This is a genomic window from Nonomuraea sp. NPDC049421 (genome assembly GCF_040677005.1).
Classification (GTDB): domain Bacteria; phylum Actinomycetota; class Actinomycetes; order Streptosporangiales; family Streptosporangiaceae; genus Nonomuraea; species Nonomuraea salmonea.
The window spans coordinates 22,507-45,847 of sequence record NZ_JBFAQA010000026.1 but is presented as its reverse complement, the minus strand read 5'-3'; the positions used below and the strand labels follow the sequence as shown (position 1 = coordinate 45,847).

The window sequence follows — 23,341 nt, the reverse complement described above, 5'->3', positions numbered from 1 at the left end:
GCAGTGCCGTACGACCGTCGCACGAAGGACCTTGGTCCTGGGGTGGACCTGTGCGGCGTGCGGGTAGAGCCGTACCGTCACCGGCGACGCGGTGTCGCCGGCAAGCCGGTCCCGAAGGCCGGAGGCCGACACGAGGAGGCGAGATGCTCGTCCGCGAGGTCATGAGCAGCCCGGCGGTCACCGTCCGCCACGACGATCCGGTGCGGCGGGCCGTCCGGGTCCTGCACGGCCACGACATCACCGCCGCCCCCGTCGTCGACGACGAGGGCCGGCTCGTCGGCGTGGTAAGCGAGCTCGACCTGTTGCGCGGCGAGTTCGAGCCCGATCCACGGGCCACCGTACGGCCGGTCGCCGCGTCCGCCGAGCCACTCCCCCGCCGGATCATGGACGTCATGACCCGGGACATTGTCACCGTCACCGGGACGACGGACGTCACCGTCGCCATCGACCTCATGGTCCGTCAGCGGGTCAAGAGCCTGCCCGTCGTGGACGGCCGGCGGATCGTCGGGATGCTCAGCCGCCGTGATCTGATGGCCATGCTCGCGCGTACGGACGAGGACCTGCGTCGGGCGGTGGAGGCAGCGCTGCGCGAACAGTTCCCGGCGGGACCAGGCTGGGGCCTCGCCGTCCACGATGGCGTGGCCGAGCTGAGCGGGCCGCTTGGCGACCAGGCCGGTCACATCGCCGACGTCCTCGCCCGTACGGTGCCCGGCATCGTGCGGGTCAGGCACGTCGACAGGTCGCCGTGACGCACTGGACGGGCCCTCACTGTGCGCGGCGCGGGCGCACGACCGCGACCGGGCAGGTCACGCGGCGCAGCACCGCATGGCTGACCGAGCCCAACCGGCCAGACCGTCACCACCTACGCCGACCTGGTCCGCTACGCGACCGCCGGCGAGCCGTACGTGATCAGGTTGAACGGCACCATCGTCGGCGGCGGCTTCTTCCTCAACGGCGTCTCGAACGTCATCATCCGCAACCTGACGATCAGGGACACCCGGATGCCGGAGGACGATCCCGACGACAAGGAATTCGACTACGACGGCATCCAGATGGACGGCGCCCACCACGTCTGGATCGACCACAACCACATCACGCGCAGTACGACGGCCTGATCGACAGCCGTAAGGACACCAGTTACCTGACGGTCTCGTGGAACGTGCTGTCGGAGAACAACAAGTCGTTCGGGATCGGCTGAACCGACGACGTCACCGCCCGCATGACGATCCACCACAACTGGATCCACCACACCAACCAGCGCAACCCCAGCACCGACAACGTGGCCTACGCCCGCCTGTACAACAACTACCTGCAGAACATCACCGGCTACGGCCATTACGCCCGCGGCGCTACGGAAATGGTCCTGGAGAACAGCTACTTCCAGAACGTGAAGGACCCGTACTACCGCGACGACGCCGCCCAGCTCCGCCAGTCCGGCAGCATCTGCTCCGGCTGCTCCGGCCAACAGGAAACCGGCGGCTCAGCCTTCGCGCCAAGCTCCTTCTGCTCCTACGGCCTCGACGCGGCCTCCCAGGTCCCCTCCCTGGTCCAGGCAGGCGCCGGCCCGCAGTCCAACATCGGAACCTGACCCTTTTCTGATACGGGTGGTGACGGCTCAGACCGCCATCACCCGTATCGTCTACGTCGGAGCTGCGGTCAGCAATCAACCGCTGAGCTGACGCCTCGATACGCCTCCAGCGCTGCTCCTGCGAAGGCGCTGCTGCTGCCGGGGCCATGGCGTTCCGTTATGCCGTACTTTCCTGCCAGGTATTCCTCTACTGCGATCCGGCTACTGGGCGCGTCGCTGCAGGCCAGACTCACTACCCTTTTCGCCGACTGGATGGCGTCCTGGTCCGACATCCGGCTCTGCGGGAAACCCGCTGTCCGAAGCTTCATGAGAAACTCCTCGTCAGGATCCGCCGCAGTCCACAGAGCGGTGGGAGCACTGGCCGCGGCAACGGGACCGAGTGGAGTTGCTGCTATTGCCATCGCCGAAGTAAGGACTGCAACCACTCTCGCTGGACGGCTGCAATGTCCGTGCTTCCTCATTTTCGACCTCCGTCCGAGGGAAGTGAGGAATCCGTGGCCTAGCGAGGAGTGCAAAACTTCTGCATACCCTCGTCGAACCCCTTGTAGTATCCGGTCCGGTAGCCGTAGAAGTAACCCTGGCTATAAGCGTCGCCCTCCTTCACTTTGGGCCAGGGCTTATTGCTCGCCGCGCAGTGGTTCCGCGTCTGGGCCAGAGCCGCCGAATACCCGTCGGAGTTACCTTTCTCGTAGCCCTTTTGGTACGGGGACGGCGGTTCCAGACGCATGACGGGATCTCTCGAACCGATCGTCGATGCTTCGGCAGCCACCGGACCGGCAGCCATCCCGACGAGAAGCATCGGGCCCAGGATGATGAAGCGTCCAGCATGCATGAGATCTCACTCTCCTCCACGAGACCTACTGAGAGGCTCCTCGTTCGGGAATTGCTCTCCCGCAGAGACGCACCTTTCTGCCTACGTCCGTGCAGTAACCCTTACGCGGGTCCTGGCGGCCACGCGACCGCCGTCCCGACCAGCCTAAGCCGCCGCTCCTGATGAAGCACAAGACGCAGCACCTCAAGAACCTGCCATGCGCTTTCCCCTGGCAGGTTCTTGTGCCAAGAAATGCGCACCCCCACTCGACTTTGCCCAATCTTTACCACCGGACAGGCTTACTTCAGCGCGATGCCTGATCCAGCCGCTCAGAATCGCGCTGCCCACGGCCGAGCAGGCACCGCTCCCTACATTTCCAGCAAGTCGAGTTGATCGTTTGCATGAATTTTCGGACACCAGGTCGGCAGGTGGCCCGAAGCCACAATGTCACGAATGACATCGACCATTGCGGCGACCCCCTTGTCCCGCACGACGATCAGATCGGGCGTACCAAAGTACCGGCCGGAGAGATTTTCGCCGGACTGCCGATGGCGGTCCATTATCCGCGATATCTGGTCCAGCGTGATGAGCAGGGCGCTGTACCGCTCACCGGTGGGCAACGTGATGATGGAATCGCCGACTTCCAGGTCCCCTGCATCGACATTCCCATCAAGGAGGATGTCGACTTCGAAACCATCGCCCACCCAGTGGAAATATGGTTCACTAGCCAGTCTTCCCAGCAGCATTCTGATGACTCTTCCTCGTCGCCGATGGCAGAAATAATCTTATAGCAGCTACAGAGGATCAAAGGCTGAGGCTACCGAGATGGCGGGGCGTTTCAGCAGGTAAGCGGCACAGCCATGCCATCACCCTGGCACTTCATGTTCTGTACGCCCGCGAGGAACCCGCCGTTGCCACCTGGAAGGGGCCTGGTGAAGATTGGTGCGTCGGGAAGGATGTCGTTCGGCCCAGCGCGCTACTGCAGCCTCGTTGCTTAGTGAAGGGAAGCACATGGACATCGAGAACATCATGACCTGGGACCCGCAAGACTTCCCTCCAGGTAGGGCCAGCCGGGACCGGTGCACCTGGGGAGGGAACGGGGCAGACGACCCTTGCACCGAGGACATCAAGTACACCGTGGTGGACAGCCTCGGGCGGCGCTGGTCCAGTTGCGAGTCGCACATGAACGCTTATCGGAAGTCCCGGCAGAGGCACGACCTCTGACACTAGCAGTAACACCTAGTAGTACTTTGTCAGCTCGTCGTGACAGCCGTTGGTGGCAGGCAGGGTAGCGGCCGCTCCAGAGGCCAACAGTACCCGGAGCATGTGCAAGATCTTGTAGAAGGTCGTCCCGCCACGCCTGCCGATCCTTCACGTACTGCTTCCTGAGCTTCTTCACCCGCTCCTACCAGCTGAGCTGCTTGGCCACGTCGTACGGGTCGGCCGGCTACGCCGTGGCCGGCTGCCGCGCCGGCGCCATCACCCGGTGACGGGTGTGCGGGACCACTGCTGGTTGGCGCCGCCGTTGCACGCGTACTGCTTCAGGACGACGCCGTCGGCGGTCGAGGAGGCCGGCACGTCCACGCACTTGCCGCTGTGCCGGGCCCGCAGCTCGAAGTAGCCGCCGGCGGCGACCATCTGGAACTGCTGGTTGGCGCCGCTGCCGCAGGTGTACTGGATGAGCTCGGCGCCGTCGGCGGTCGAGGCGCTCACCACGTCCAGGCACTTGCCGCTGTGCCGGCTGATGAGGCGCCAGTAGCCGCCGCCGGCGTCCTGGAAGCGCCACTGTTGCCAGGCGCCGCCGTTGGCGGCGTACTGGCCGACGCGCGCGCCGTCGGCGGTGTTCGGCTGCTGCACGTCCATGACCTTGCCGCTGTGGCGCGCGGCGACCGTGTAGTAGGACGGGGGCGGCGTCGGGGTGATGGTGTCGCCCCAGGCGTAGCGGATCCGGTCGGCGCCGGAGGCGTTGCGGACGGTCAGGCGCAGGTCGGTGCCGCTGCCGCTCAGCGCGTACATCGAGTACCAGTCGTAACCGATGTCGCCGGGCTTGCCGCCGAGTGCGGGCCAGTAGGTGCCGCCCATCTGGTTGTCCCGCATGACCTGCGCCATGGCGCGGATGTGGCGCACGAAGTTGTCGGCGCTGCCCGCGTCGGCGTAGTCGAGACCGGTCGACATCGGCGCGCCGAACTCGGTCGCGACCGCTCGGGAGGCGCAGCCGCCCAGGCGGGTCTGGATGTGGCTGCGGAAGGCGTCGTAGGTCATGGGGCTGTAGAAGAAGGCGTAGTGGTGGAAGGACAGCAGGGTCGCGCCGAAACGGCCGTCGTTGCAGATGTCGCGCAGGTCCTGGCTGTAGCCGGTGCCGCCGATGAGCACCCGTCCCGGAGGGGCCGCGGTGTGCCGGGCCAGCCAGCCGGCCGCCACGTCGCGCCACTGGGCGGAGCTGTAGCCGTGCGGCTCGTTCATCGGCTCGAAGTAGACGTTGCCGTTGGAGCCGTAGGCGCCGGTCACGGTGGACCACATGGCGTTCCAGGCGGCCAGGTCGGTGATCCTGCCTCCGGAGGCGGCGCCGTCCTCCCAGTAGGCGAGGATGACCTTGAACCCTCGGGCGGTGGCGGCGTCGATCGCGCCGCGGTAGGCGTTCCACCAGGACGTGGCGGCGACCGTGTGGGTGTTGATGGGCAGCCGGACGGTGTTGACGGCCATGGTGGCGGCCATGTCGTCGTAGAGGCTGTCGGCCTTGGCCCGCACGGTGGCGTAGCCGTCGGACTGGCTCAGGCCCTGCACGACGAGGGGGCCGGTGCTGAAGTTGTCGCCCAGCACGGCCCAGTTCATGCCACGGAACTGGCTGGTGGCCGCCTGGGCCGGCGGCGCGGCCAGGACGAGGCCCGTCAGGGCAGCGAGCGCGGCCACCAGGAGGGGGATCAGCGATCGGCGTGCCTGGGTCGCTGTCATGGGGATCGCCTCTCAAATCTCTGTTAGCGCTAACATCGCGGCGAGCGGACAGTCCGAACCGGTTTTACGGGGACGTTTCAGGCGGTACTGCCGCCGAGTGTCGACGCGACCGTAAGGCTTGTCAAGAGGTTGACAGGAAGCACGGAATGCGCTTACCGGCTTTATGACGATTTTTCCGGCAATATGCCAGCGTCCATTCTGGCGACCAGCCTATCCCCCCATGGATCACTGGCTTTGGCACCCGGGCAAACTCGAGGTCTCTTTTCCATCCACCAGAACAAAGCAGGCGGCATCGTGCGTATCGGCCGCAAGCTGCGCAATCAGCGCCTTCTCCCATCCCTCGCCCTCACCGTCGCGACCTGCGCGAACACCGCCCTTCCCGCGCACACCGCCACCGGGTTCATGATGGCCGGCAATGAATGGCTCATGCATCCGCACGAGGGGTGCCACAATCTACGACCCGCCTCTGCGGAACGTGAGGATCTGGAACGCCCTCCGGGATAACGCCATCGTCGCCATTGATTCGCAGTACTCCTGCGAGGGCGCCATCACGCAGCGCATCTACGTCGATGAAAGGTACATCCTGTACGACGCCCTCCTTCATGGCGGGAACGCCCGGAGACTGACCCGCCGGCGCGATCGTGTCCGCGGTGACCGCCCGGTCCACCACCTCGCCCACGCCAGCGAATTCGCCCGGTAGATGTCAGGATGCTCCCATGAGACGCATGATCGTCCGTGGCCCGGTTTTACGGTGGGCAGCGGTACTCCTGGCAGGGGCTCTCCTTCTCACCGGGCTCGTCTGGTTCACCATCAACTCGGACGACCGGTTCGCTCGGTCGGCTCCTCAGATGGAGGCCGTCGCTCGCACGTTGGGGAAGGACGAGGTGCTCGGGCGCCGGACGATCGGCGCCCTGACCTTCGACACGGTCTTTTGGGACGGTGACGTGGTGGTCTTCCACCTGAGCGGCACTCACCGTGCGTACTTCTACAGCCCTGACCGGAGGCCGGGCGACTCATCGCCCGTGTGGGGACCGTGGTATACGTTCGTGAGCGATCCCCACTGAGGCTTCTCTCCTTCGGTCAAGCGAAAAGTGGTCGCATCCAGATCGAGCTGAGCCGGCCGTCAGTCGATCCGATGAGCACGCCGTCGGCGATCTCCGTCAGGTGTTCCGCGGAAGCACCCTCCGGTGCGACGCGAAGCCATCCCGATCTCGGATCGAATTCCTTTCGCCACGAGTCTTCGTCTGAGACCCCGTACGCGATTCCCCGCTGGAAGGTGCTCCCTACGAATTGCACGACGCCAGGAGTGCTGCGAGGGATCGGCAGCTCCGCTGTCTTCCACGATATCTTCGGGAAGTAGCCCCAGACGTGCAGGGCTTCGTAGCGGGGAAGTCCTACCTCGATTTGCAGCGTGCGGATGGCGACACTGGCGACTCCGTCTGCGGTGCAATCCAGATATTGATCAGGTTCTGAGTGCATGAAATTGATGCTGTATTCGTGGTCTATGTAGGTGAGGGTGCCGGCGAATGGGGGGCCGGGGCGTTGTTTTATGTTCATGAGGTGAGGTCGATGCGGTGGACCTGGGCTGGGGACTCGATGATGAGGGCTTGATCCTCGTGCCGCCACCGTACAGGGCGGTCGTCGCCGAGGGCGTGGACGCCGGTGATCTCGCGGTCGAGCAGGCTGGCCACACGCCCCAGACGGCGCAGGACCACCGGGCCGTCAGGGCGGGCGAGGGCGGTGTCGAAGATCGCTTCGCCGTTGACGGCGAGCCGGTCGCCGATGCCGGCCAGGATGGCGCATTCGTCGTCGTCGATCTCGCCGTCGCCGGTGATCGGTACGCTGAGCAGCAGGTTCCCGTTCTTGTTGACCACGTCGGCGAGCATGCCGACCGCCTGGGCCGCGCTCTTGTAGGTGTGCTCGGCGAGCCGGCGCGCGTCGTAGTGCCACGAGCCGAGGCAGGTGCGAGTCTGCCATGGGTGCGGTTCGATGCGGTCGCTCGCGCCGCGTTCGACGTCCCAGGTCAGGGCGCGGCGCCGGCGTTCGTCGAGGATCTTGCCGCAGACGATCATGTCCTCGCCGAGGTTGTACAGCTCGGCGGCGATCTCCAGGCCGACCGGGCCGCATTGGTGCGGCGGGAGCACGGTGTCGTCGAAGTAGACCACGTCAGGCCGGTACGCCTGGGCCAGTTGCAGGGTTCTGGCCTTGAAGTTCGCCTGGTAGGCGGTGTCCGGGTGGTGCTCGGGGTCGGGCCAGTCCCAGTGGTGGTGGACGGTCTTCGGCTGGTCGAAGCCGGGGATCGGCCGGTGGTCCTGCGCGTACAGCTCCCGCGGGTCGAGCCCTTACCACCAGGTGCCGGCGCCGTCCGCCTTGGTGAGCCGCCCGTCGTACGGCACGCCCCCCAGCGGCCCGTCGGGGTCGGCGCCCTGGCTCGTACCAGGACCAGGCGTGCACGCTCACCCCGAACCGCAGCCCGTGCGAGCGTGCGGCGGCGGCCCACTCGCCGACGGCGACGAGTTCCTCCGGGTCCCAGCGGGACGCCTTCCACTCGTTGATGACATCCTTGAACCCGAACTGCGACGGATGCCCGTAACGCTCGCGGTGGTAGCGGAAGGCGTCCGTGCCCGGGAGGTCCCTTCGACGATCACGCGAAGTACCGAGCCTGCAGGGGAAACAGCCCGGAGTGAAGGCCTTCAGACCGCCGCTGCCACGGCCGACGCCGCCGGGCGGCCCGGACTGTCACGGTGGAAGATCGCCAGGAGGGCGAACCAGACCAGGATCATGATTCCGGCCGGGCGCAGGTACTCCTCGGCGAGCTGAGTGCCGACGAAGGAGTAGCCGGCGAGCCAGACGCCCGTGACGACGCCGACCACGCGGACCGGCCAGGAGTGGCTGACCAGGGAACTCGCCACGATCCAGACACCGGCGAGTACGTGGCCGCCGAGCCGGACCGCCCAGGCCGTGTCGTGGTCGACCCCGTTGATCATCAGGATGCCGGTGAGGACGTCGAGCACCACCCAGCCGTACCCCGCTGCCTTGGCCCAGGCCGCCGCCTCCAGGCGGGAGACCAGGAAGAGGATCGAGAGGTGGAAGAAGACGCCCAGGTATTCTCCCCACGCCACGTCCGGGTCCGTGAAGAAGGCGATCACGGCGGGCAGGAACAGGACGAGCGGGAGCAGCGCGAGCAGGCGCAGGCTGGCATAGTGCCGTCGAGCATCGAGCATCGGTGATGTCCTTCGCATGAGCCGTATGGTCGGGTTCGAACACTAGAGAGGCAGTGTTGACATGTCAACAGCTGGCGGGAGCGAGGCGACTGAGCTGTGGCTGCGCTGGAAACGCGCTCATGAGCTGGTACGTGCCGCCGTCGTCGCCGAGACCACAGCGGCGTCCGGCCTCTCGGAGGCGGAACTGAGCGTCTTGGTCTGCCTGCACGAGTCCGGCGGGAGCCTGCGGCAGAACGCCCTCGCCGCCGCCCTCAACTGGGACCGGACGCGGCTGTCGCACCTGCTGACCCGGATGGCCGATCGTGACTACGTGGCCCGCGACAAGGTGCCGAACGGGATGGAGGTCGCGCTACGCCCGGAAGGCAGAAACGCGATCAATGCCACGTTGCCGACACTGGAGAAAGCCACTCGCCGCCACCTGCTGGACCGGCTCGGCCCGGACGACGCCAGGACGCTCAAGGCCATCACCGATCGCCTCCTGTCCGACGACGGGGGTGCCTGAGGTGCTCTCAGAGCACCGATTCGGGACGATGAGCACCTACCTGCCGGCGAGCGGCTGAGATCACGTCGCTGAGCCGAACGTCTAAGCTGCAGACGTTCCTGATCGTGCGTGGTTGGGACTCCTCCGCCGCCCCTCGGGCTGGTTACCCGATCAACGGGGCGGCGGCCGGCCCCTCGCCGACCTTGCGTCGGCGAGGGGCCTTTCGCGTCCGCCCAGCTACGCCGCGATGACCCGGCGTGACCGAGGTGGTTCCCCCAGCAGACACCGGACCAGCCTCTGGTCAAACGCGTAACCAGCAGGTTACGCTTCCTGTGTGGACGAAGTGGCAGGGGCGATCGCAGATCAGGTGCGGCGGCAGATCCTGGTGATGCTCAAAGACGGGCAGCTCTCGGCCGGCGAGATCGCCGAACGCTTCTCGATCAGCCGCCCCGCCGTGAGCCGCCACCTGCGCGTGCTCCGGCAGAGCGGACTGGTCAGGGCTGAGCTGGTCGGCCGGCAGCGCCTCTACACGCTCGACGCGGAGCAGTTCACCGAGCTGGCCGGCTGGCTGGCCCAGTTCCTCGGGCCCTCCGGCTGGGAGCACCGCTTCGACGCTCTGGAGACCGAGGTCTACCGGACACGCCGCGAACGCCGTACGAACAGCGCAAAGACAAGCAGCGAGACCGACAGCAAGGGAGAAACAGCATGAAACGCTTCCCCACCGGCAAGCTCTTCCGCGCGGACGACGGCGTCGACCTCGTCCTCACCCGGACGTTCCGCGCGCCCGCCGAGGACGTGTGGGCCAGCGTCACCGAGCCGGAGCGTACCGCGCGCTGGTTCGGCCCGTGGGAGGGCGAGGCAGGACCCGGCCGGACGATCAGGGTCCAGCTGGTGTTCGAGGAGAAGGCTCCCTGGGCCGAGATGCGCATCGAAGCCTGCGAGCCGCCCCGCCGGCTGGAGATCACCGCCAAGGACACGGCCGGCTCCTGGCACCTCGAACTCCTGCTGTCGGAAGCGGACAGCGGCACCGAGCTGCGCTTCGTCCAGCACCTGGCCAGTGCCGAGGGCATCGGCGAGATCGGCCCCGGCTGGGAGTACTACCTCGACCTGCTGGCGGCCTCGCACGACGGCTCCGCCAAGCCGGAGTTCGACGACTACTACCCCGCGCTGAAGTCGTCCTACGAACACCTGACCGTCACGGAGCCCGAGGCGTAGATCGCCGGGTATCTCGGCCTGGCCGTCCTGACCCGAACGTCGGCATCGTTTTCCGGAGGGCCAGCGCCGTAACGTTGGGTCGAGTAGGAAGGAAACACCTGAAAGCAGGCAAGTAACCCTTCGGCGAAGCTCGCCCCGGCCCCCCCGTCAGGCCCGGCGGTAGTCGTCGATCCAGCAGGAAGAGAAGGATGACGAACACCGACAGACAGACGGACCCGCAGGACCCCGAGTACTCCGACGTCCCGGCTGCGCGGATCAATCCGCACATCCCGCACCCCGCGCGCATCTACGACTACTTACTGGGCGGCAAGGACAACTTCGCCTCCGACCGGGAGGCCGCCGAGGCGCTCATCAAGCTGTCGCCGGGCACGCGGGAGGGGGTACGCGCCCATCGTGCCTTCGTGGGCCGGGCCGTGCGGTACCTGGCGGCCGAGGCGGGCGTCACCCAGTTCCTGGACATCGGCACCGGCCTGCCGACCCAGGATCCCACCCACGTGATCGCCCAGCGGGCGGTGCCCGAGGCGCGGGTGGCGTACGTGGACAACGATCCGATCGTCTCGGTGCACGGCCGCGCCCTGCTGACCGGCGACCCGGCGGGCGCCACGGAGATGATCGAGGCGGACCTGCGCGAGCCGGAGAAGATCCTGAACGACCCCGCGGTCCGGGATCTGCTCGACTTCACCCGCCCCGTGGCCGTCATCCTGGCGGGCATCCTGCACTTCGTCACCGACGACGAGAACCCGTACGGGGTGGTGGAGCAGCTCAAGGCCGCGGTGCCCAGCGGCAGCCACCTGCTGCTGTCGCACATCACCATGGACTTCGCCGACCACCTGAGCCGCGAGGAGTTCACCAAGCCGTACGACAACAGCTCCGCGCCCATGGTGCCGCGCAGCCACGACGAGACGATGCGCTTCTTCGACGGCTGGAACCTGCTGGACCCGGGCCTCGTCGAGGTGGTGACCTGGCGGCCGGACCTCACCGAATACCAGGAGGAGATCCCCGGCGGGCACGCCTGGGCGTACGGGGGCCTGGCGATCAAACCTTAGACGAAGTCGTCTCACGCGACCAGTATCACGCCGGCCGGACGGGGCACGTGGTGCCGGGCGCGGGCACCTTGCCATCGTTCAGGTACCGGTCCACGTGGCCGATCACGCAAGGGTCACCGGCGTTCAGGTACCGGCCGTGGCCGATGCCGTCGTACGTGGTCGTGACCGAACCGGGAACCTGGTCGGGGTGATGGCGCGGGCAGAGGGTACTTCGACTTGGCTGTGTGGTATGTTGCAAGACTTTGCTCCGATCATGAAGGAACGCCATGGACGCCCCTACCTTGCACCGCCGATTTCTCAGCGATGTGGTCCCTCAGATTCGGCATGATGCCCGCGTCACCGGTGTGGCCGTCGCGGGGTCGATTGCGGGAGGTCATGCCGACGCTTATTCCGATGTGGATCTGATCGTGGTCATCGACGACGAGGCGTTCGACGCGGTCATGAAGGAACGGCTCACGCTGATCGATGCATGGACTGAGCTGGTGGCCGGATTCACCGGAGAGCATGTCGGAGAGCCCCGTCTGATCATCACGCTCGTCGGACCGCCCCTGCTGCATGTGGACTTCAAGTTCGTGCGGGCCTCCGACTTCGCCGAACGTGGCGAGGATCCTGTCGTCTTGTGGGATCGAGATGGCCACCTGGCCAAGACGCTCGTGGAGCATCCGCCGGTAAGCCCGCCCCTTGACCTGCAGTGGATCGAGGACCGGTTCTGGATCTGGGTGCACTACGGTGCGACGAAGCTCGGCCGCGGTGAGCTGTTCGAGGCCATCGGCTTTCTCAACTACCTGCGCGAGACGGTGCTGGCTCCCCTGGCCGCTCGCCGGGTAGGTGCCATCCCCCGCGGCGTGCGTCACCTCGAGTCCGTCGCGCCGGAAGAGGCACGCGACCTTCAGGCAACGCTCTGCGGTTACGACCAGTATGAGATCGGTCAGGCGTTCCTCGCCAGTGTCGCGCTCTACCTGCGGTGGCTCGGTGACGCTGGAGCGGTGATCCAACGCCATCACCATGCCGAAGAGCTCGCCGTTCAGTACCTCCGCGACGTCATCGCTGAGGTGACCTGATGTCGCAACGCGCAGACGCGCGTTTTCGATGCCCCCATAGTGGGCCATCACAGCGAGGGTGGCGGCCACGACCCGGTGAATCAGCGATGACAAGCGCGGGCAGAAATGATCAGCCGGTGTTGCGCCGGGCAGGGAGCTTCACGACCTCCGCGAGGTCCACCAGATCGACATACTCCCTGCCTCCTCCACGGTGAGGCAGTCCGCGATCCGGTACCGGCGTCGCCGTACCAGGGGGGCGCCGTGATGAGCTGACGGTAGTCGAGGCTCTTGGGCTCGACTCGATACCGCCTGAACTACTGACACCCGCATGGCCAAATCCTACGGACATACCCTATCGACATGAATCGCCCACGTGCCCCTGGCGCGCGAGCCGTTCGGTGAGATCGTCCAGAATCGCCGCAGTGGCGGTGGCGCCGAAGCGGGTGGCGCCCGCCTCATGGAGCTTCAGCAGCACGTCCAGGGTGCGGATGCCGCCGGCCGCCTTGACCTTGACCCGGTCGGAGACATGGGCGCGCATGAGCCGGATGTCGGCTGGCGTCGCGCCGCCAGACGCGAACCCGGTGGAGGTTTTGACGTACGTGGCACCGGCCTGCTCACTGAGTCGGCAGGCCCGGATCTTCTCGTCATCGGTGAGGTAGGCGTTCTCGAAGATGACCTTCACCACGATACCGGGGGCCGACTCCACGACGGTATGGATGTCGGCGAGCACGGCCTCGTCTTCGCCGGCGCGCAGGCGTCCGATGTTGAGCACGATGTCGAGCTCCCCGGCTCCGTCGAAGACTGCTGCGCGCGCCTCGGCCGCTTTGATGCGTGGGGAGGAGGAGCCGTGCGGGAAGCCGACCACCGTGCCGATCACCACGCCGCTTCCAGTGAGTCGCTCGGCGGCCGGCTCCACGTCACACGGTTTGACACAGACGGAAGCGACGTTGTAGCGGGCGGCCAGGTCGCATCCCGCTCGTACATCGTCGTTGGTCAGCTCAGGGCGCAGCAGTGAGTGATCGATCATTTGGGCCACGTCGGCGACGGCGCTGATCACGGTTATCCGGCTCCCTTGATGGTCATCGGGGATGGGTTGGGGTGACGTTCACGGGCGGAGGGGGTCGCTCGCCGGGGACTCGACGGTGAAGGCAACATCGAGCCTGTATCGGACGGCGATGTAGAGGGTGTCGGTGAGCTCCAGCGGCTCGTCGTGCTGATCGAGGATCAGGCGATGCTCGACCAGCAGCGGTGCGCCGGGGTCTACAGCGAGCAGGGCGGCCTCATCCTCGCTCGCGACTCGGGCGCCGATGCGGGCGTGGCCGCGGGCCGGAGTGCGGCCGAGCGCGATCAGTGTGGCGTGCAGGGAGCCGTGCTCGAGGTCGCCCTCCAGCAGGCCGCGCAGGCCACCGGGGAACACCGCGCGTTCGAGGGCGATCGGTACGTCGTCCGCCAGCCGAACACGTTCGACGGCGATAACCCGGGCTCGCTTGCCCAGCCGCAGCCGGTCGGTCTCCTGCGCGGTGGCGGGGCGCGTGCTGGCCGTGAGCAACCGGGAGGAGGGCCGCTGCCCGCGCCTGCGGATCTCCTCGCTGAACCGCACCAGGCTCTCGGCACGGCGGCTGCCCGACGGCGGGGCCACAAAGGTGCCCCGCCCCGGTCGCCGGATCACCAGACCGTCTGTGACCAGGCGCTGCACGGCAACACGAGCGGTCATCCTGCTGACGGCGAACTCTTCGCTCAACTCCGTTTCCGAGGGCAGCGCGTCACCCGGCTGCGCGGCGGCGATGCGCTCGCGCAGTGCCTGTTCGATGACGAAGTAGCGAGGGGCGAAATCCTCGGGCCGCTTGGCTGTCGCGTTCACATCGACAACCGTACACCAAACGTATATACAGCTATACGACCACTTGTCAGGATGAAAGAAGGGCGAGACCATGGAGCCAGACGTCAAGCACGCCATCCGCCAGATCTCCACGAAAGTGGTCTACGAGTCGCCGTATATGCGGCTACGGGAGGACCGGATCGTCCGCCTGGACGGGTGTGAAGGCGTGTACAGCTACGTGGACAAGCCCGATTTCGCCCTGGTCATCGCGGTCGAGAACGACGGTTTCCATCTCGTGGAGCAATATCGGTATCCGGTGCGTGCACGATCGTGGGAGTTCGTCCAAGGAGCGCTGCCGGGCCTGGCCACGGGCGACCCCGAAGCGGTGGCCCGGCAGGAGCTGCACGAGGAAACCGGCATCACGGCCGGGGCGATGGGGCATCTGGGACGGCTCAACTGTGCCACCGGCATGTCGTCACAGGGCTTCGATGTGTTCGTGGCCTCGCAGCTGACCCACGGGGAGGCGAGACCGGAGGCCGAAGAGCAGGATCTGCGGCGTCAGTGGTTTTCGCGGGCGGAGTTCGAACGCATGGTCCGCGATGGAGTGGTCACCGATGACTCCACGCTGGCCGCGTACGCCCTGTTCCTCCTGCGTGGGCCCTTCGTCGTTTGAGGCCGGCCGGTCACCACGGTCTTGGCGCGACTGCCGTTGCGGCTGTTCTTCCCGGCCGGGTCGTGCCTGTCATGGCCGGGGAGATCGGTGATCTCGCCTGAGCGCGCCCACCAGCCGGCCGATCCCGATGATGATCCCGACCGGCGCCGCACCGCCGGCGACGACCGCGAGGACCGCGGTCGCGCCGGTCATGAGCGGCGCCTGCGCGAAGGCGTACCCGATCAGGGCGGGCATCGCCCATCGCCGGGGGTTCGTCCCCGCGCTCACGCCTCGTCCCCGCGGAGCATCGTCGCTCCTCCTGAACGGCTTACGCCCATGCTCCGGAGGGGCTCGCCGAGCGAACGAGACGTCTGAAATGCGCCAGCATGCCGGCGGCCGGGCGGAGGAGAATCCGCTCGTGATCGCTCAACCGCAGGGAATCCGCATCCGGCACCGCGGGCGTCGACCGCAGGTCCATCCCACCGCCTACGTCGCCCCGACGGCCACCCTCGTCGGTGACATCCGCGTGGGGCCCAGGGCGCGGGTGATGTACGGCGCGGTGCTCGATGCGGAGGGGTCGCGGATCGGAGCTCCAGATGATCCCGGTGGTTCCGTATCAGCCGGAATAGAGTGGAGCCGGCCTGGGAGCGGGCCGACGAGCGGTGGCGCCACCCGCACCGGCCGTGAACGGCTTCACGAGCGCACCAGCTTCTCCAGCGGGACCTTGGGGTCGGCGAGGGCCGCGCGGTCCACGGGGGTTCGTGCGAGGACGAGGGCTTTGAGGTGGTCGCCCTGGTCCCAGATGTTGACGTTCATCGCGGCGATGACCCGGTCGTCCCGCAGCCAGAACGCGAGGAATTCCCGCCCGCTCAGATCACCGCGGATGACGACGTCGTGGTCGGTGCCGGGCGGGACGTGGCCGAGGTACTCCATGCCCAGGTCGTACTGGTCGGTGTAGAAGTAGGGCGGTTCGTCGTAGGCGGCCGGGCGGCCGAGCATGGCGCGGGCGGCGACGGGCGGCTGGTTGAGGGCGTTGGCCCAGTGTTCGACCCGCACGTGGTGGCCCAGGCGGGGGTGGTGGGCGTTGGCGACGTCGCCGGCGGCGTAGATGTCGGGATCGCTGGTCCGCAGGTCCGCCCCGACCTTCACCCCGTTGTCGACGGTGAGGCCCGCGGCGGCGGCCAGCTCGGTGTCGGGGACGGCGCCGATGCCGGCCAGCACGGCGTCCGCGTCGATGGCGGTGCCGTCGGCCAGGCGTACGCCGGTCTCGGTGACCTCGGCGAGGCGGGCGCCCAGCCGTAGGTCCACGCCGTGCTCGCGGTGCAGGTCGGCGAAGACGGCGCCGATCTCGGGGCCGAGGGCGGACAGCAGCGGCTGCTGCCCCTGCTCGACGACGGTGACCTCGGCTCCGGCCGCGCGGGCCGCGGCGGCGGTCTCCAGGCCGATCCAGCCGGCGCCGATGATCGCGACCCTGCGCGCGGCGGCCAGGGTGGCGCGCAGCCGGTCGGAGTCGTCCACGGTACGCAGGTACAGCACCCGCTCGTGGCCCGGCACGCTCAGGCGGCGCGGCTGGGCGCCGGTGGCGAGCAGGAGCTTGTCGTAGCGGAGTCGTTCGCCGCCGGACAGCGTCACCTCGTGCGCGGCCGGGTCGACGGCGGTGACGGAGACGCCGGTACGGACGTCCACGTCGTGCTCGCGGTACCAGTCCGCGTCGTGGACGAAGATCTTGTCGCGTTCGTCGCTGCCCTGGAGGTAGCCCTTCGACAGCGGCGGGCGTTCGTAGGGCAGGTGGGGTTCCCGTCCCACGAGCACGATCTCGCCGTCGAACCCCTCCTCGCGCAGCGCCTCGGCCGCCTTGGCCGCGGCCAGGCCGCCGCCCACGATCACGAATGCCGCCATCGTCGATCTCCTGTCTGCTCGTCAGGTATGGGACTGACCGGTCAGCGCGAAGAACTCCTGCCGGGACCTCGCGTCCTCGCGCAGCGTCCCCTTCAGGGCCGAGGTGACCGTGCGGGACCCCGGCACGCGTACGCCGCGCATCGACATGCACAGGTGCTCGGCCTCGATCACCACGCCGACCCCCTTCGGCGACAGGTGCCGCTGGAGCCAGTCGGCGACCTGCTTGGTCAGCCGCTCCTGCACCTGCAGGTCGCGGGCGAACAGCTCGACCACCCGCGCGAGCTTCGACAGCCCCCAAGATACGGTCGCCCGGCAGGTAGCCCACGTGCGCCACGCCCTGGAAGGGCAGCAGATGGTGCTCGCACAACGACTGCACGGGGATGTCGCGGACCAGCACGAGCTCGTCGTAGCCCTCCTCGTTGGGGAAGGTCGTCAGGTCGAACTCGCGCGGCTCCAGCATTTCGGCGTAGGCGCGCGCGACCCGCTTCGGCGTGTCGGCCAGGTGCTCGGACTGCACGTCGCGGCCCAGCGCGGTCAGCAGGTCGGTCACCGCTCGCTGGGCGGCCTCCAGGTCCACTCCCCCGCCCCTGACCACCCGCAGGCGCCGCGACCGGCGCTCGGCGTCGCCGGCCTCCTCCACCACGGACTCGCTCATGCCGCCCCCCTTCTATCGACAAGTTTCGTTAACATTAGAAGGGGCACGATAATTTCGTCAACAGGAGTGGGTTTTAGAATGGGCGAAGCCGACGGCATCTCCGCCATCGCGGCGCTGGACGAGCCGACGCGGCGCCGCCTGTACGCGTACGTGGTGCGCCAGCCGGAGCCGGTGAGCCGCGACGAGGCGGCCGACGCCCTGCAGGCGCCGCGCAACACCGTCTCCTTCCACCTGGAGAAGCTGGTCGAGGGAGGGCTGCTCGAAGCCGTCTACCAGCGCCGCACCGGCCGGTCGGGCCCCGGCGCCGGCCGTCCCGCCAAGCTCTACCGCCGCGCTCCCGGGCAGATCGCCGTCTCCCTGCCCGACCGGCGCTACGAGACCGCCGCCCACCTGCTCGCCGACGCCCTCCAGGAGGCGGAGGCCACGGGAGAGCCGCCCCGTACCGTGCTCGACCGCCGCGCCCGCGACCTGGGCCGGGCCCTCGGCCGCGACGCCACCGCCGGCGTCATGCCGACCCTGGAGGCTCTGGGCTTCGAGCCGCGCGCCTGCGACGGCACGATCGCCCTGGCCAACTGCCCATTCCGCAGCCTCGCCGAGCGGCACACCGCCCTGGTCTGCGGCATGAACCTCAGCCTGCTCGCCGGCCTGCTCGAAGCGCTCCCCGAGCCCGGCCTCACGGCCCTGCTGGAGCCGAGCCAGGAGCACTGCTGCGTACGCCTCCGCCCGGCCGGGTGACGGTCACTCCTTGACCGGCCGGACCACGGCGACCGGGCAGGTCGCGTGGTGCAGCACGGCGTGGCTGACCGAGCCGAGCAGCGCCGAGGCGAACCCGCCGAGCCCCCGCGAGCCCACCACCAGGAGATCGGCCGCCTTGGCCGCCCTGGCAAGGGCGGTGACCGGGTGGTCGCACGGCTGCTCGTCGGTCACCACCAGGTCGGGGTTGGCGTCGCGCCACGGCTCGACCAGTTCGCGTGCCCTGCGCGGCTCCGCCTGCACGATCTCCTCGATCAGGATGCTGTAGCCGACGGCGTACGGGGAGAAGGCCGGCACCTGCCAGGCCGTCACCACGTGCAGCTCGGCCCGGCGGCTCCTGGCCTGCTCGATGGCGTACTCCATGGCCGCCCGCGCGTGCTCGGAGCCGTCGTAGCCGACCACGATCCGCCGGTGCTCCACGGGGTGCAGGGCGCGGATCACGACGACCGGGCCCGTCGCGTGCCCGGCGACCGCGTTGCTCACCGAGCCGAGCAGCATGCCCTTGAACCCGCCGAGGCCGCGGCTGCCCAGCACGAGACTGTCGGCCGTCGCGGACTCGGCGATCAGCTCCTCGACGACGTTACCCGGCCTCAGGTCCGCCGTCACCTTGACGCCGGCCAGGCCACGGGCCCGATCGGCGGTGGCCTCCAGCGCGTCGGCGCAGTACTCGACGCCCTCGCTGTGCGACCACCGCTCGCACACGTGCACCAGCCGCAGGTCCAGCCCCCGCCGCCCGGCGTCGAGCGCCGCCCAGTCCACCGCCGCGCGAGCCGCGGCCGATCCGTCGACGCCGACCACGATCTGCCTGGTCATCGCATCTCCTCGGGCCGTTCCGTCCCTTACTTCCAGTTTCGCTCTCGGCCGGGGAGAGCCGCACCAGGAGGAAGTCCCAGGTCAGCAGGCCTTTGGTCCCAAGATCGGGGGTCAGTCGCCGGTGGTGCGGGCGGCCAGCTGCCCGGCGACGTCCTTGATCGCGTTCAGCACCCGCTCCGCCCTGTGGAGGTGTCGTCGGCGGGATTCTCCTGCGCGTTGGGTACCAGCTTCTTCAGCAGGGCGGAGGGGAAGATCGAGCAGATGTTCTCGCCCTTGAACGAGGCCGGCTCGACGGCCGCCCGTTCCTTCTCGGGCTCCTTCTCCGGCGCCGTCGCCTCCGTACGCGCGCCATCGTCGCCACCGCCCCGGCCTTGGGCGTGGTCGGCGGCGTCTCCACCTTCACCGAGGTGACGTCGTCGAGCTTGCTCGGCAGATCCAGCTCGCCGTCGTCGGCGAAGGAGGTGGCGAGGATGGGGATCAGTCCCGACGGAACCAACGGATATGTCCCTTTCAAGCGGAGGGGGCAGTCTTCCTGGCCACGATTCTCGGCCAGCCGATCGTGCGGCCGGCGTCCGTCGCCAGTCGGCGGGCCCACTCGGCGCAGGCCGGGCGGGCCTGGGGCGGGGCGGTCTGGGCGGCCAGTTCCTGCCAGCGCAGGCTGTGTCTCCAGCCGTCGGGCACGAGGTCGGCGTGTTCGACGGTCATGGGGGCCGAGCGTTCGAGGTGGGTGCGCCACCAGGCCGGGCTGTGGAAGGCCTGGTGGTCCCAGGTCCACATGTCGGCCAGGTGGCCGGGTGGGCCGGCGTCCAGTTCCTCGGTGATGCCGAGGACCACGATGCCGAGGACGCCGCCGGGGGCGAGGAACTGCTGCAGGTAGCCGAGGTAGAGGTCGTCGGTGCCGAAGTACTGGTACGCGTCCAGGCTGATGATCGCGTCGAAGTACTCGTGGGCGAATCTCAGGTCGTGGGCCTCCACGCGTACCGGCAGGACCTGGGATTCCACGCCGGCCTCGACGATCAGGGGCCACGTCTCGGGGCGGAGCCACATGTCGGCGGCCACGACCTGCACGCCGAACTCCTTGGCGAGGAAGATCGAGCTGGTCGCCCAGCCGCAGCCCAGGTCCAGCACGCGCATGCCGGGCGTCAGGTCGAGCAGGCCGGTCAGGGACTCGGCCAGCCACAGCGGGTTGGGGCCGTCGGCGTAGCGGGCCTGCCAGACCGGGTCGTACGTGGCCGAGCGCGGGAACTGGGGGTGGATGAGTTTCTCGGCGACCAGTGCGGGGTCCGCGTCGTCGGTCAGCACGTCGTGGGCTCCGATCCTGGGCGGTTGCGGATGGCGCGGCGGCTGAGCCACCACAGGGCCCGGCACAGGTGTTCGCGGTCGCGGTCGATGCCGGCCAGCCGGTTGGCCTGCATGTGGGCGAGGCTTTCGAGGATGTTCTGTTCTGGGGTGGTGAGCACGTGCCGGGCGGCCAGTTCGCGGATGCGGTGGCCGGTGTCGGCGAGCGGTTGGCGCTGCCGGGCGAAGACGGGGTCCAGCACGGCCCGGTACTCGGGGGCGCGCGGGTCGGGGCGGCGCTCGCCGGGAGTGAGGAGCTCGCAGAGCAGCGGGCGGAGTTCGCGGAAGCGCCTGCGGGCGGTGTGGGTGACGTGCGCTTCGCCGTCGCGGGGGTGGGGGTGGGCGGCCCAGGCGGCGTACAGCTCGTGCAGGGCGGCCACCTGCACCACGTCGGGGTCGAGCCCGGTGCGCAGGAGGTCCGCGGCGGCCTCGCTGCCGGCCCAGAACGCGGTCTCGACCAGGGAGATCGCGTGGCCGCCGCCGTACCGCTCCACCTCGCGGTCGTAACTGGCGAACGCGAGGTCCGTGGCCTGGCAGTCGCGGACGAGGCCGCTCCCCCAGGCCGCGCATCGGGACATGACCTCGGCGGCGTCGTCCCGCGTGTGGAAGCGCAGGCGCAGGTGCGGCAGCGGGTCGGCGTACCGGATGAAGAACCAGCGGTCGGTGAGGTGACCGAGGCCGGCGAGCAGGGCGCGCAGCGGCCCTGTGATGATCGCGTCGTGCTGGTCAGGGGCGGCGTACAGCTTCATGTGGATCCACTCGCCGCCCGGCAGCCAGCGGCGGGGAACGGCGGGTGCGGCGGCCGTGCGGGGAGCGGTGGGTTCGGGCATGCGGGTGCGGTCGCGCAGCACCAGCGGTACGACGATCTCGGCGTGGTACGGGCGGCCCGCCCGGTCGCGCAGCCACAGGTCGCCGGGGCCGGGGAGGGCTTCGAGCAGGCGGATCTCCGCGCCCGGACGCCGGAGCCCGCGGTGCAGTTCGTCCACCCAGAGCGGGTGGTCCAGGTCGAGCAGCAGCCGGTTGTCGCGGAAGGTCAGGTAGACGTGGCGCGGCACCCGCCACCTGCGCCGCCACCTCTGGCAGGCGTGGAAGAAGGCGTCCGGGTCGCCGGTGGGCGGGAGGGTGGCGGATGTGAGCGCCCATTGGGCGGGCTGGAGCACCACCTTGCGGCGGGTCAGCCGGGGCAGGAAGGGGGCGCCCGCCGCCGGGCCCCAGTCGAACGCGCACAGCGGGGTGTAGCCGTCCTCGGAGAACTCCAGGAGGGCGCGGCAGATGTTCGGGGCGTGGGTGACGTTCACCGCGTGGGTCTGGCCGATCGCCAGGGGTCGGCCCAGGGAGAGGGAGCGCAGGTAGAAGTGGTCCCCGGTGGCGCCGAGCACGATGTCCGTCAGGGGGATCTGCTTGACCGGCGGGCCGGTGGGCTCGGCGTTCACGCACACTTCGTGGTCGCGGGTGGGTGGATGGACGGCCAGGTTGCCGCTGCGGTTGGTCGTGATGCCGTGGTTCAGCTCGGCGAACACCGTGTCGGGACGCAGCTCCTCCTCCAGCCGCTGCTGGGCGCGGAGCCGTGCCAGGGCGGCCTCGGCGAGCAGGTCGAAGAAGCGGCCGAAGGACTGCCCGCCGCCGTAGTTGCCGATGGTGCTGAGCACGAGCCGCCACCGGCCGTCGCGGAGCGCCTCGGGCGAGGCGGCGGCGAGCTGGAAGAAGACGTCCTGGGAGGTACGCGGGCGGCTGTGGGCCTCGTCGGGGCGCCAGACGGTGAGCCGGTCGAGCAGGTCGTCGTCGAGCTCGACCGCGAGCAGCCCGTCGTGGGCGGCGCGGACGGCGGTCTCGACCAGGGCGCGGTCGCGTTCGGGGTGCTCGGGCTCCGGCTGGTGCGGCCACGCATGTGCGAGTGCCGGTTCGCGGTAGGTGGCGGGCGGGCCGAGGCCGGTCTCCGGGTGGAGCACGTCGAGCAGCGGCAGCTCGACGCCGGCGCCGTAGCGCTCCAGGAAGACGTGGTGGTAGTCGACGATGTGCGGCCGCCGTTGCCAGGCGCAGCCGAGCCGCATCAGCAGCTCTCCCGCCTCGGCCGCCGCCGTGCCGATCTCCGCCGGCAGCGTCGCCCGCTCCAGGGCGAGTGCCGTGTCGAGCTGGAACGTCGGGCCGGTGAAGCCGGGCGCCATCGCGCGCTGGCCCGCCTCGAGCCGGGCCACTCGCGCGGCGCCGCCTTCCCTGTCCACCTCGTCGGCGAGCTGCCGCACCTTCTGGAGGTCTGCTACGACGTCGTCGTGCACGCCGCGGTCGATCAGACGCTTGGCCAGGTGGACTTCGGGCAGCGGCTCGGCCGGGGCGGGGAGCAGATCGGGCAGGAGGATGCGCAGGTCGAAGAGCTGGTCGAGCAGGCGGTCGATCTTGTGGTGGGGTGCGTTCGGGAAGCGGCCGGCCAAGGCGGCCTTCAGCTCGGAGTACGTCGGGCCCTGCTCTGCCAGCTCCAGCGCGGCGGTGAGAGGGCGGCTCGTCGAGAGCTCGATGCGCCGGTTCTGCGCATACAGGACGATGCGGGTGCCGAAGCGGTGCAGCAGGGCGTTCACGTGTACGCCGAGCCGGTCGCGATCGAGCCGATCGGTGACGCGGGCCAGCCAGACGTTGTCGGCCCTGGTCCTGGTCGCCCGCACCGGGTCGGCGGCCAGGGTCGCGATCCCGGAGGCGTCGTCGAAGGCGCCGGTGGCGACGCCGGCGAACAGGCCCATGGGGGTGGGCCGGGTGGACATCCTCGTCAGGTACCTGAGCAGGGCGGCGTCCCGGCGGTTCGCCGCCTTACCGCCGGTGCCGGGTGTGGACAGCGCGGCGGCCAGGTCCGGGCTCGCGACCTGGAGTGCCTGGCGGACGCGTGGCTCGAAGGCGAGTTCGCGCAGCGCACGCCGTCCCTGGTCACGGGCCTGTGCCAGAGCGGCCGGCGCGTCCTGGATCGTCAGCGTGTCGGCGGGCAGGACGGGGGCGCGGAGCATGAACAGCTCCGACGCCGCGTACAGACGCTCAGGATGTGCCATGCGGCTGGTCCTCCTTGCTCTCG

26 protein-coding genes and 1 pseudogene are annotated in these 23,341 nt (G+C 68.9%); 11 read left to right on the top strand and 16 right to left on the bottom strand.

Annotated elements, in window-relative coordinates; all coding sequences use genetic code 11:
• The first annotated feature begins 143 nt into the window (after positions 1 to 143).
• Positions 144 to 749, top strand: a complete 606-nt coding sequence (locus tag AB0K18_RS35480) for a CBS domain-containing protein (RefSeq protein WP_364923405.1) — start codon at positions 144 to 146, stop codon at positions 747 to 749.
• Between the two features lie 16 nt (positions 750 to 765).
• On the opposite strand, the gene AB0K18_RS35475 is transcribed toward AB0K18_RS35480, so the two are convergent.
• Complete coding sequence (locus tag AB0K18_RS35475; protein ID WP_364923719.1) at positions 766 to 843, bottom strand: hypothetical protein; 78 nt, start codon at positions 841 to 843, stop codon at positions 766 to 768.
• Positions 844 to 905: 62 nt separating this feature from the next.
• Here AB0K18_RS35475 and AB0K18_RS35470 point away from each other — a divergent pair, with 62 nt between their 5' ends.
• Positions 906 to 1,115 carry a hypothetical protein gene (locus AB0K18_RS35470; RefSeq protein ID WP_364923403.1) on the top strand — a complete coding sequence of 70 codons (210 nt, stop codon included), beginning with the start codon at positions 906 to 908 and terminating at the stop codon, positions 1,113 to 1,115.
• Between the two features lie 104 nt (positions 1,116 to 1,219).
• Positions 1,220 to 1,588, top strand: coding sequence for a hypothetical protein (locus AB0K18_RS35465; protein WP_364923400.1), 369 nt, complete (start codon positions 1,220 to 1,222; stop codon positions 1,586 to 1,588).
• Positions 1,589 to 2,087: 499 nt separating this feature from the next.
• Here the strand turns inward: AB0K18_RS35465 and AB0K18_RS35460 are convergent, their stop codons facing one another.
• From AB0K18_RS35460 to AB0K18_RS35450, 3 genes are all read right to left on the bottom strand, one after another.
• Entirely contained in the window at positions 2,088 to 2,420 is a 333-nt protein-coding gene (locus tag AB0K18_RS35460; protein WP_364923398.1) for a hypothetical protein, read from the bottom strand.
• A gap of 347 nt (positions 2,421 to 2,767) precedes the next feature.
• Entirely contained in the window at positions 2,768 to 3,145 is a 378-nt protein-coding gene (locus AB0K18_RS35455) for a hypothetical protein (protein WP_364923395.1), read from the bottom strand.
• A gap of 733 nt (positions 3,146 to 3,878) precedes the next feature.
• Positions 3,879 to 5,351 (bottom strand): RICIN domain-containing protein, encoded by a 1,473-nt coding sequence (locus tag AB0K18_RS35450; RefSeq protein ID WP_364923392.1) that lies wholly within the window; start codon positions 5,349 to 5,351, stop codon positions 3,879 to 3,881.
• A 716-nt stretch (positions 5,352 to 6,067) separates the two neighbouring features.
• On the opposite strand from AB0K18_RS35450, the gene AB0K18_RS35445 reads away from it, so the two are divergent.
• The gene (locus AB0K18_RS35445; RefSeq protein ID WP_364923389.1) at positions 6,068 to 6,415 is read left to right on the top strand and encodes a hypothetical protein; all 348 of its coding nucleotides are present in this window, start codon (positions 6,068 to 6,070) and stop codon (positions 6,413 to 6,415) included.
• A 16-nt stretch (positions 6,416 to 6,431) separates the two neighbouring features.
• On the opposite strand, the gene AB0K18_RS35440 is transcribed toward AB0K18_RS35445, so the two are convergent.
• The 3 genes from AB0K18_RS35440 to AB0K18_RS35430 form a co-directional block, all read right to left on the bottom strand.
• Positions 6,432 to 6,908: a hypothetical protein gene (locus AB0K18_RS35440; protein ID WP_364923387.1), complete on the bottom strand. Its 477-nt coding sequence runs from the start codon at positions 6,906 to 6,908 to the stop codon at positions 6,432 to 6,434.
• On the bottom strand, positions 6,905 to 7,651 hold the full coding sequence (locus AB0K18_RS35435; RefSeq protein ID WP_364923716.1) for an alpha-L-fucosidase: 747 nt from the start codon (positions 7,649 to 7,651) through the stop codon (positions 6,905 to 6,907). The genes AB0K18_RS35440 and AB0K18_RS35435 overlap by 4 nt, the downstream gene beginning before the upstream one ends.
• Before the next feature lie 393 nt (positions 7,652 to 8,044).
• Positions 8,045 to 8,575: a hypothetical protein gene (locus AB0K18_RS35430; protein WP_364923384.1), complete on the bottom strand. Its 531-nt coding sequence runs from the start codon at positions 8,573 to 8,575 to the stop codon at positions 8,045 to 8,047.
• A gap of 61 nt (positions 8,576 to 8,636) precedes the next feature.
• Between AB0K18_RS35430 and AB0K18_RS35425 the strand changes: the two genes are divergently transcribed.
• The 4 genes from AB0K18_RS35425 (at position 8,637) to AB0K18_RS35410 (ending at position 11,317) form a co-directional block, all read left to right on the top strand.
• Positions 8,637 to 9,077 carry a MarR family transcriptional regulator gene (locus AB0K18_RS35425; RefSeq protein WP_364923381.1) on the top strand — a complete coding sequence of 147 codons (441 nt, stop codon included), beginning with the start codon at positions 8,637 to 8,639 and terminating at the stop codon, positions 9,075 to 9,077.
• Between the two features lie 313 nt (positions 9,078 to 9,390).
• Positions 9,391 to 9,765, top strand: coding sequence for a metalloregulator ArsR/SmtB family transcription factor (locus tag AB0K18_RS35420; protein ID WP_364923378.1), 375 nt, complete (start codon positions 9,391 to 9,393; stop codon positions 9,763 to 9,765).
• Complete coding sequence (locus tag AB0K18_RS35415; protein ID WP_364923375.1) at positions 9,762 to 10,271, top strand: SRPBCC family protein; 510 nt, start codon at positions 9,762 to 9,764, stop codon at positions 10,269 to 10,271. Before AB0K18_RS35420 ends, AB0K18_RS35415 begins: the two co-directional genes overlap by 4 nt.
• Positions 10,272 to 10,459: 188 nt before the next feature.
• Complete coding sequence (locus AB0K18_RS35410) at positions 10,460 to 11,317, top strand: SAM-dependent methyltransferase (protein WP_364923373.1); 858 nt, start codon at positions 10,460 to 10,462, stop codon at positions 11,315 to 11,317.
• Between the two features lie 25 nt (positions 11,318 to 11,342).
• Here the strand turns inward: AB0K18_RS35410 and AB0K18_RS35405 are convergent, their stop codons facing one another.
• Entirely contained in the window at positions 11,343 to 11,585 is a 243-nt protein-coding gene (locus AB0K18_RS35405) for an alpha/beta hydrolase (RefSeq protein WP_364923370.1), read from the bottom strand.
• Here AB0K18_RS35405 and AB0K18_RS35400 point away from each other — a divergent pair.
• Entirely contained in the window at positions 11,584 to 12,378 is a 795-nt protein-coding gene (locus AB0K18_RS35400) for a nucleotidyltransferase domain-containing protein (protein ID WP_364923367.1), read from the top strand. The two genes, AB0K18_RS35405 and AB0K18_RS35400, sit on opposite strands and share 2 nt — an antisense overlap.
• Before the next feature lie 331 nt (positions 12,379 to 12,709).
• On the opposite strand, the gene deoC is transcribed toward AB0K18_RS35400, so the two are convergent.
• Both deoC and AB0K18_RS35390 read right to left on the bottom strand, forming a co-directional pair.
• Entirely contained in the window at positions 12,710 to 13,414 is a 705-nt protein-coding gene (deoC, locus tag AB0K18_RS35395) for a deoxyribose-phosphate aldolase (RefSeq protein WP_364923364.1), read from the bottom strand.
• A gap of 48 nt (positions 13,415 to 13,462) precedes the next feature.
• A complete protein-coding gene (locus AB0K18_RS35390) occupies positions 13,463 to 14,218 on the bottom strand; it encodes a GntR family transcriptional regulator (protein ID WP_364923361.1) in 756 nt (251 codons plus the stop codon).
• A 70-nt stretch (positions 14,219 to 14,288) separates the two neighbouring features.
• Here AB0K18_RS35390 and AB0K18_RS35385 point away from each other — a divergent pair, with 70 nt between their 5' ends.
• Positions 14,289 to 14,849 carry an NUDIX hydrolase gene (locus AB0K18_RS35385; protein WP_364923357.1) on the top strand — a complete coding sequence of 187 codons (561 nt, stop codon included), beginning with the start codon at positions 14,289 to 14,291 and terminating at the stop codon, positions 14,847 to 14,849.
• 69 nt (positions 14,850 to 14,918) lie between these two features.
• Here the strand turns inward: AB0K18_RS35385 and AB0K18_RS35380 are convergent, their stop codons facing one another.
• The 3 genes and pseudogenes from AB0K18_RS35380 to folE all read right to left on the bottom strand — a co-directional run bounded on the left by AB0K18_RS35380 (position 14,919) and on the right by folE (position 17,382).
• Positions 14,919 to 15,116, bottom strand: a complete 198-nt coding sequence (locus tag AB0K18_RS35380) for a hypothetical protein (RefSeq protein WP_364923354.1) — start codon at positions 15,114 to 15,116, stop codon at positions 14,919 to 14,921.
• A gap of 405 nt (positions 15,117 to 15,521) precedes the next feature.
• Positions 15,522 to 16,727, bottom strand: coding sequence for an FAD-dependent oxidoreductase (locus AB0K18_RS35375; RefSeq protein ID WP_364923351.1), 1,206 nt, complete (start codon positions 16,725 to 16,727; stop codon positions 15,522 to 15,524).
• A 21-nt stretch (positions 16,728 to 16,748) separates the two neighbouring features.
• Positions 16,749 to 17,382, bottom strand: a pseudogene (folE, locus tag AB0K18_RS35370) (GTP cyclohydrolase I FolE).
• Positions 17,383 to 17,460: 78 nt separating this feature from the next.
• Between folE and AB0K18_RS35365 the strand changes: the two are divergent.
• Positions 17,461 to 18,117: a helix-turn-helix domain-containing protein gene (locus AB0K18_RS35365; protein WP_364923348.1), complete on the top strand. Its 657-nt coding sequence runs from the start codon at positions 17,461 to 17,463 to the stop codon at positions 18,115 to 18,117.
• A 3-nt stretch (positions 18,118 to 18,120) separates the two neighbouring features.
• Here AB0K18_RS35365 and AB0K18_RS35360 read toward each other — a convergent pair whose 3' ends face one another.
• The 3 genes from AB0K18_RS35360 to AB0K18_RS35350 all read right to left on the bottom strand — a co-directional run bounded on the left by AB0K18_RS35360 (position 18,121) and on the right by AB0K18_RS35350 (position 23,318).
• Complete coding sequence (locus AB0K18_RS35360) at positions 18,121 to 18,948, bottom strand: universal stress protein (RefSeq protein WP_364923345.1); 828 nt, start codon at positions 18,946 to 18,948, stop codon at positions 18,121 to 18,123.
• Between the two features lie 510 nt (positions 18,949 to 19,458).
• Positions 19,459 to 20,250 carry a class I SAM-dependent methyltransferase gene (locus AB0K18_RS35355; RefSeq protein WP_364923342.1) on the bottom strand — a complete coding sequence of 264 codons (792 nt, stop codon included), beginning with the start codon at positions 20,248 to 20,250 and terminating at the stop codon, positions 19,459 to 19,461.
• Positions 20,244 to 23,318, bottom strand: coding sequence for a lantibiotic dehydratase (locus tag AB0K18_RS35350; protein WP_364923339.1), 3,075 nt, complete (start codon positions 23,316 to 23,318; stop codon positions 20,244 to 20,246). The genes AB0K18_RS35355 and AB0K18_RS35350 overlap by 7 nt, the downstream gene beginning before the upstream one ends.
• Positions 23,319 to 23,341 lie beyond the last annotated feature (23 nt).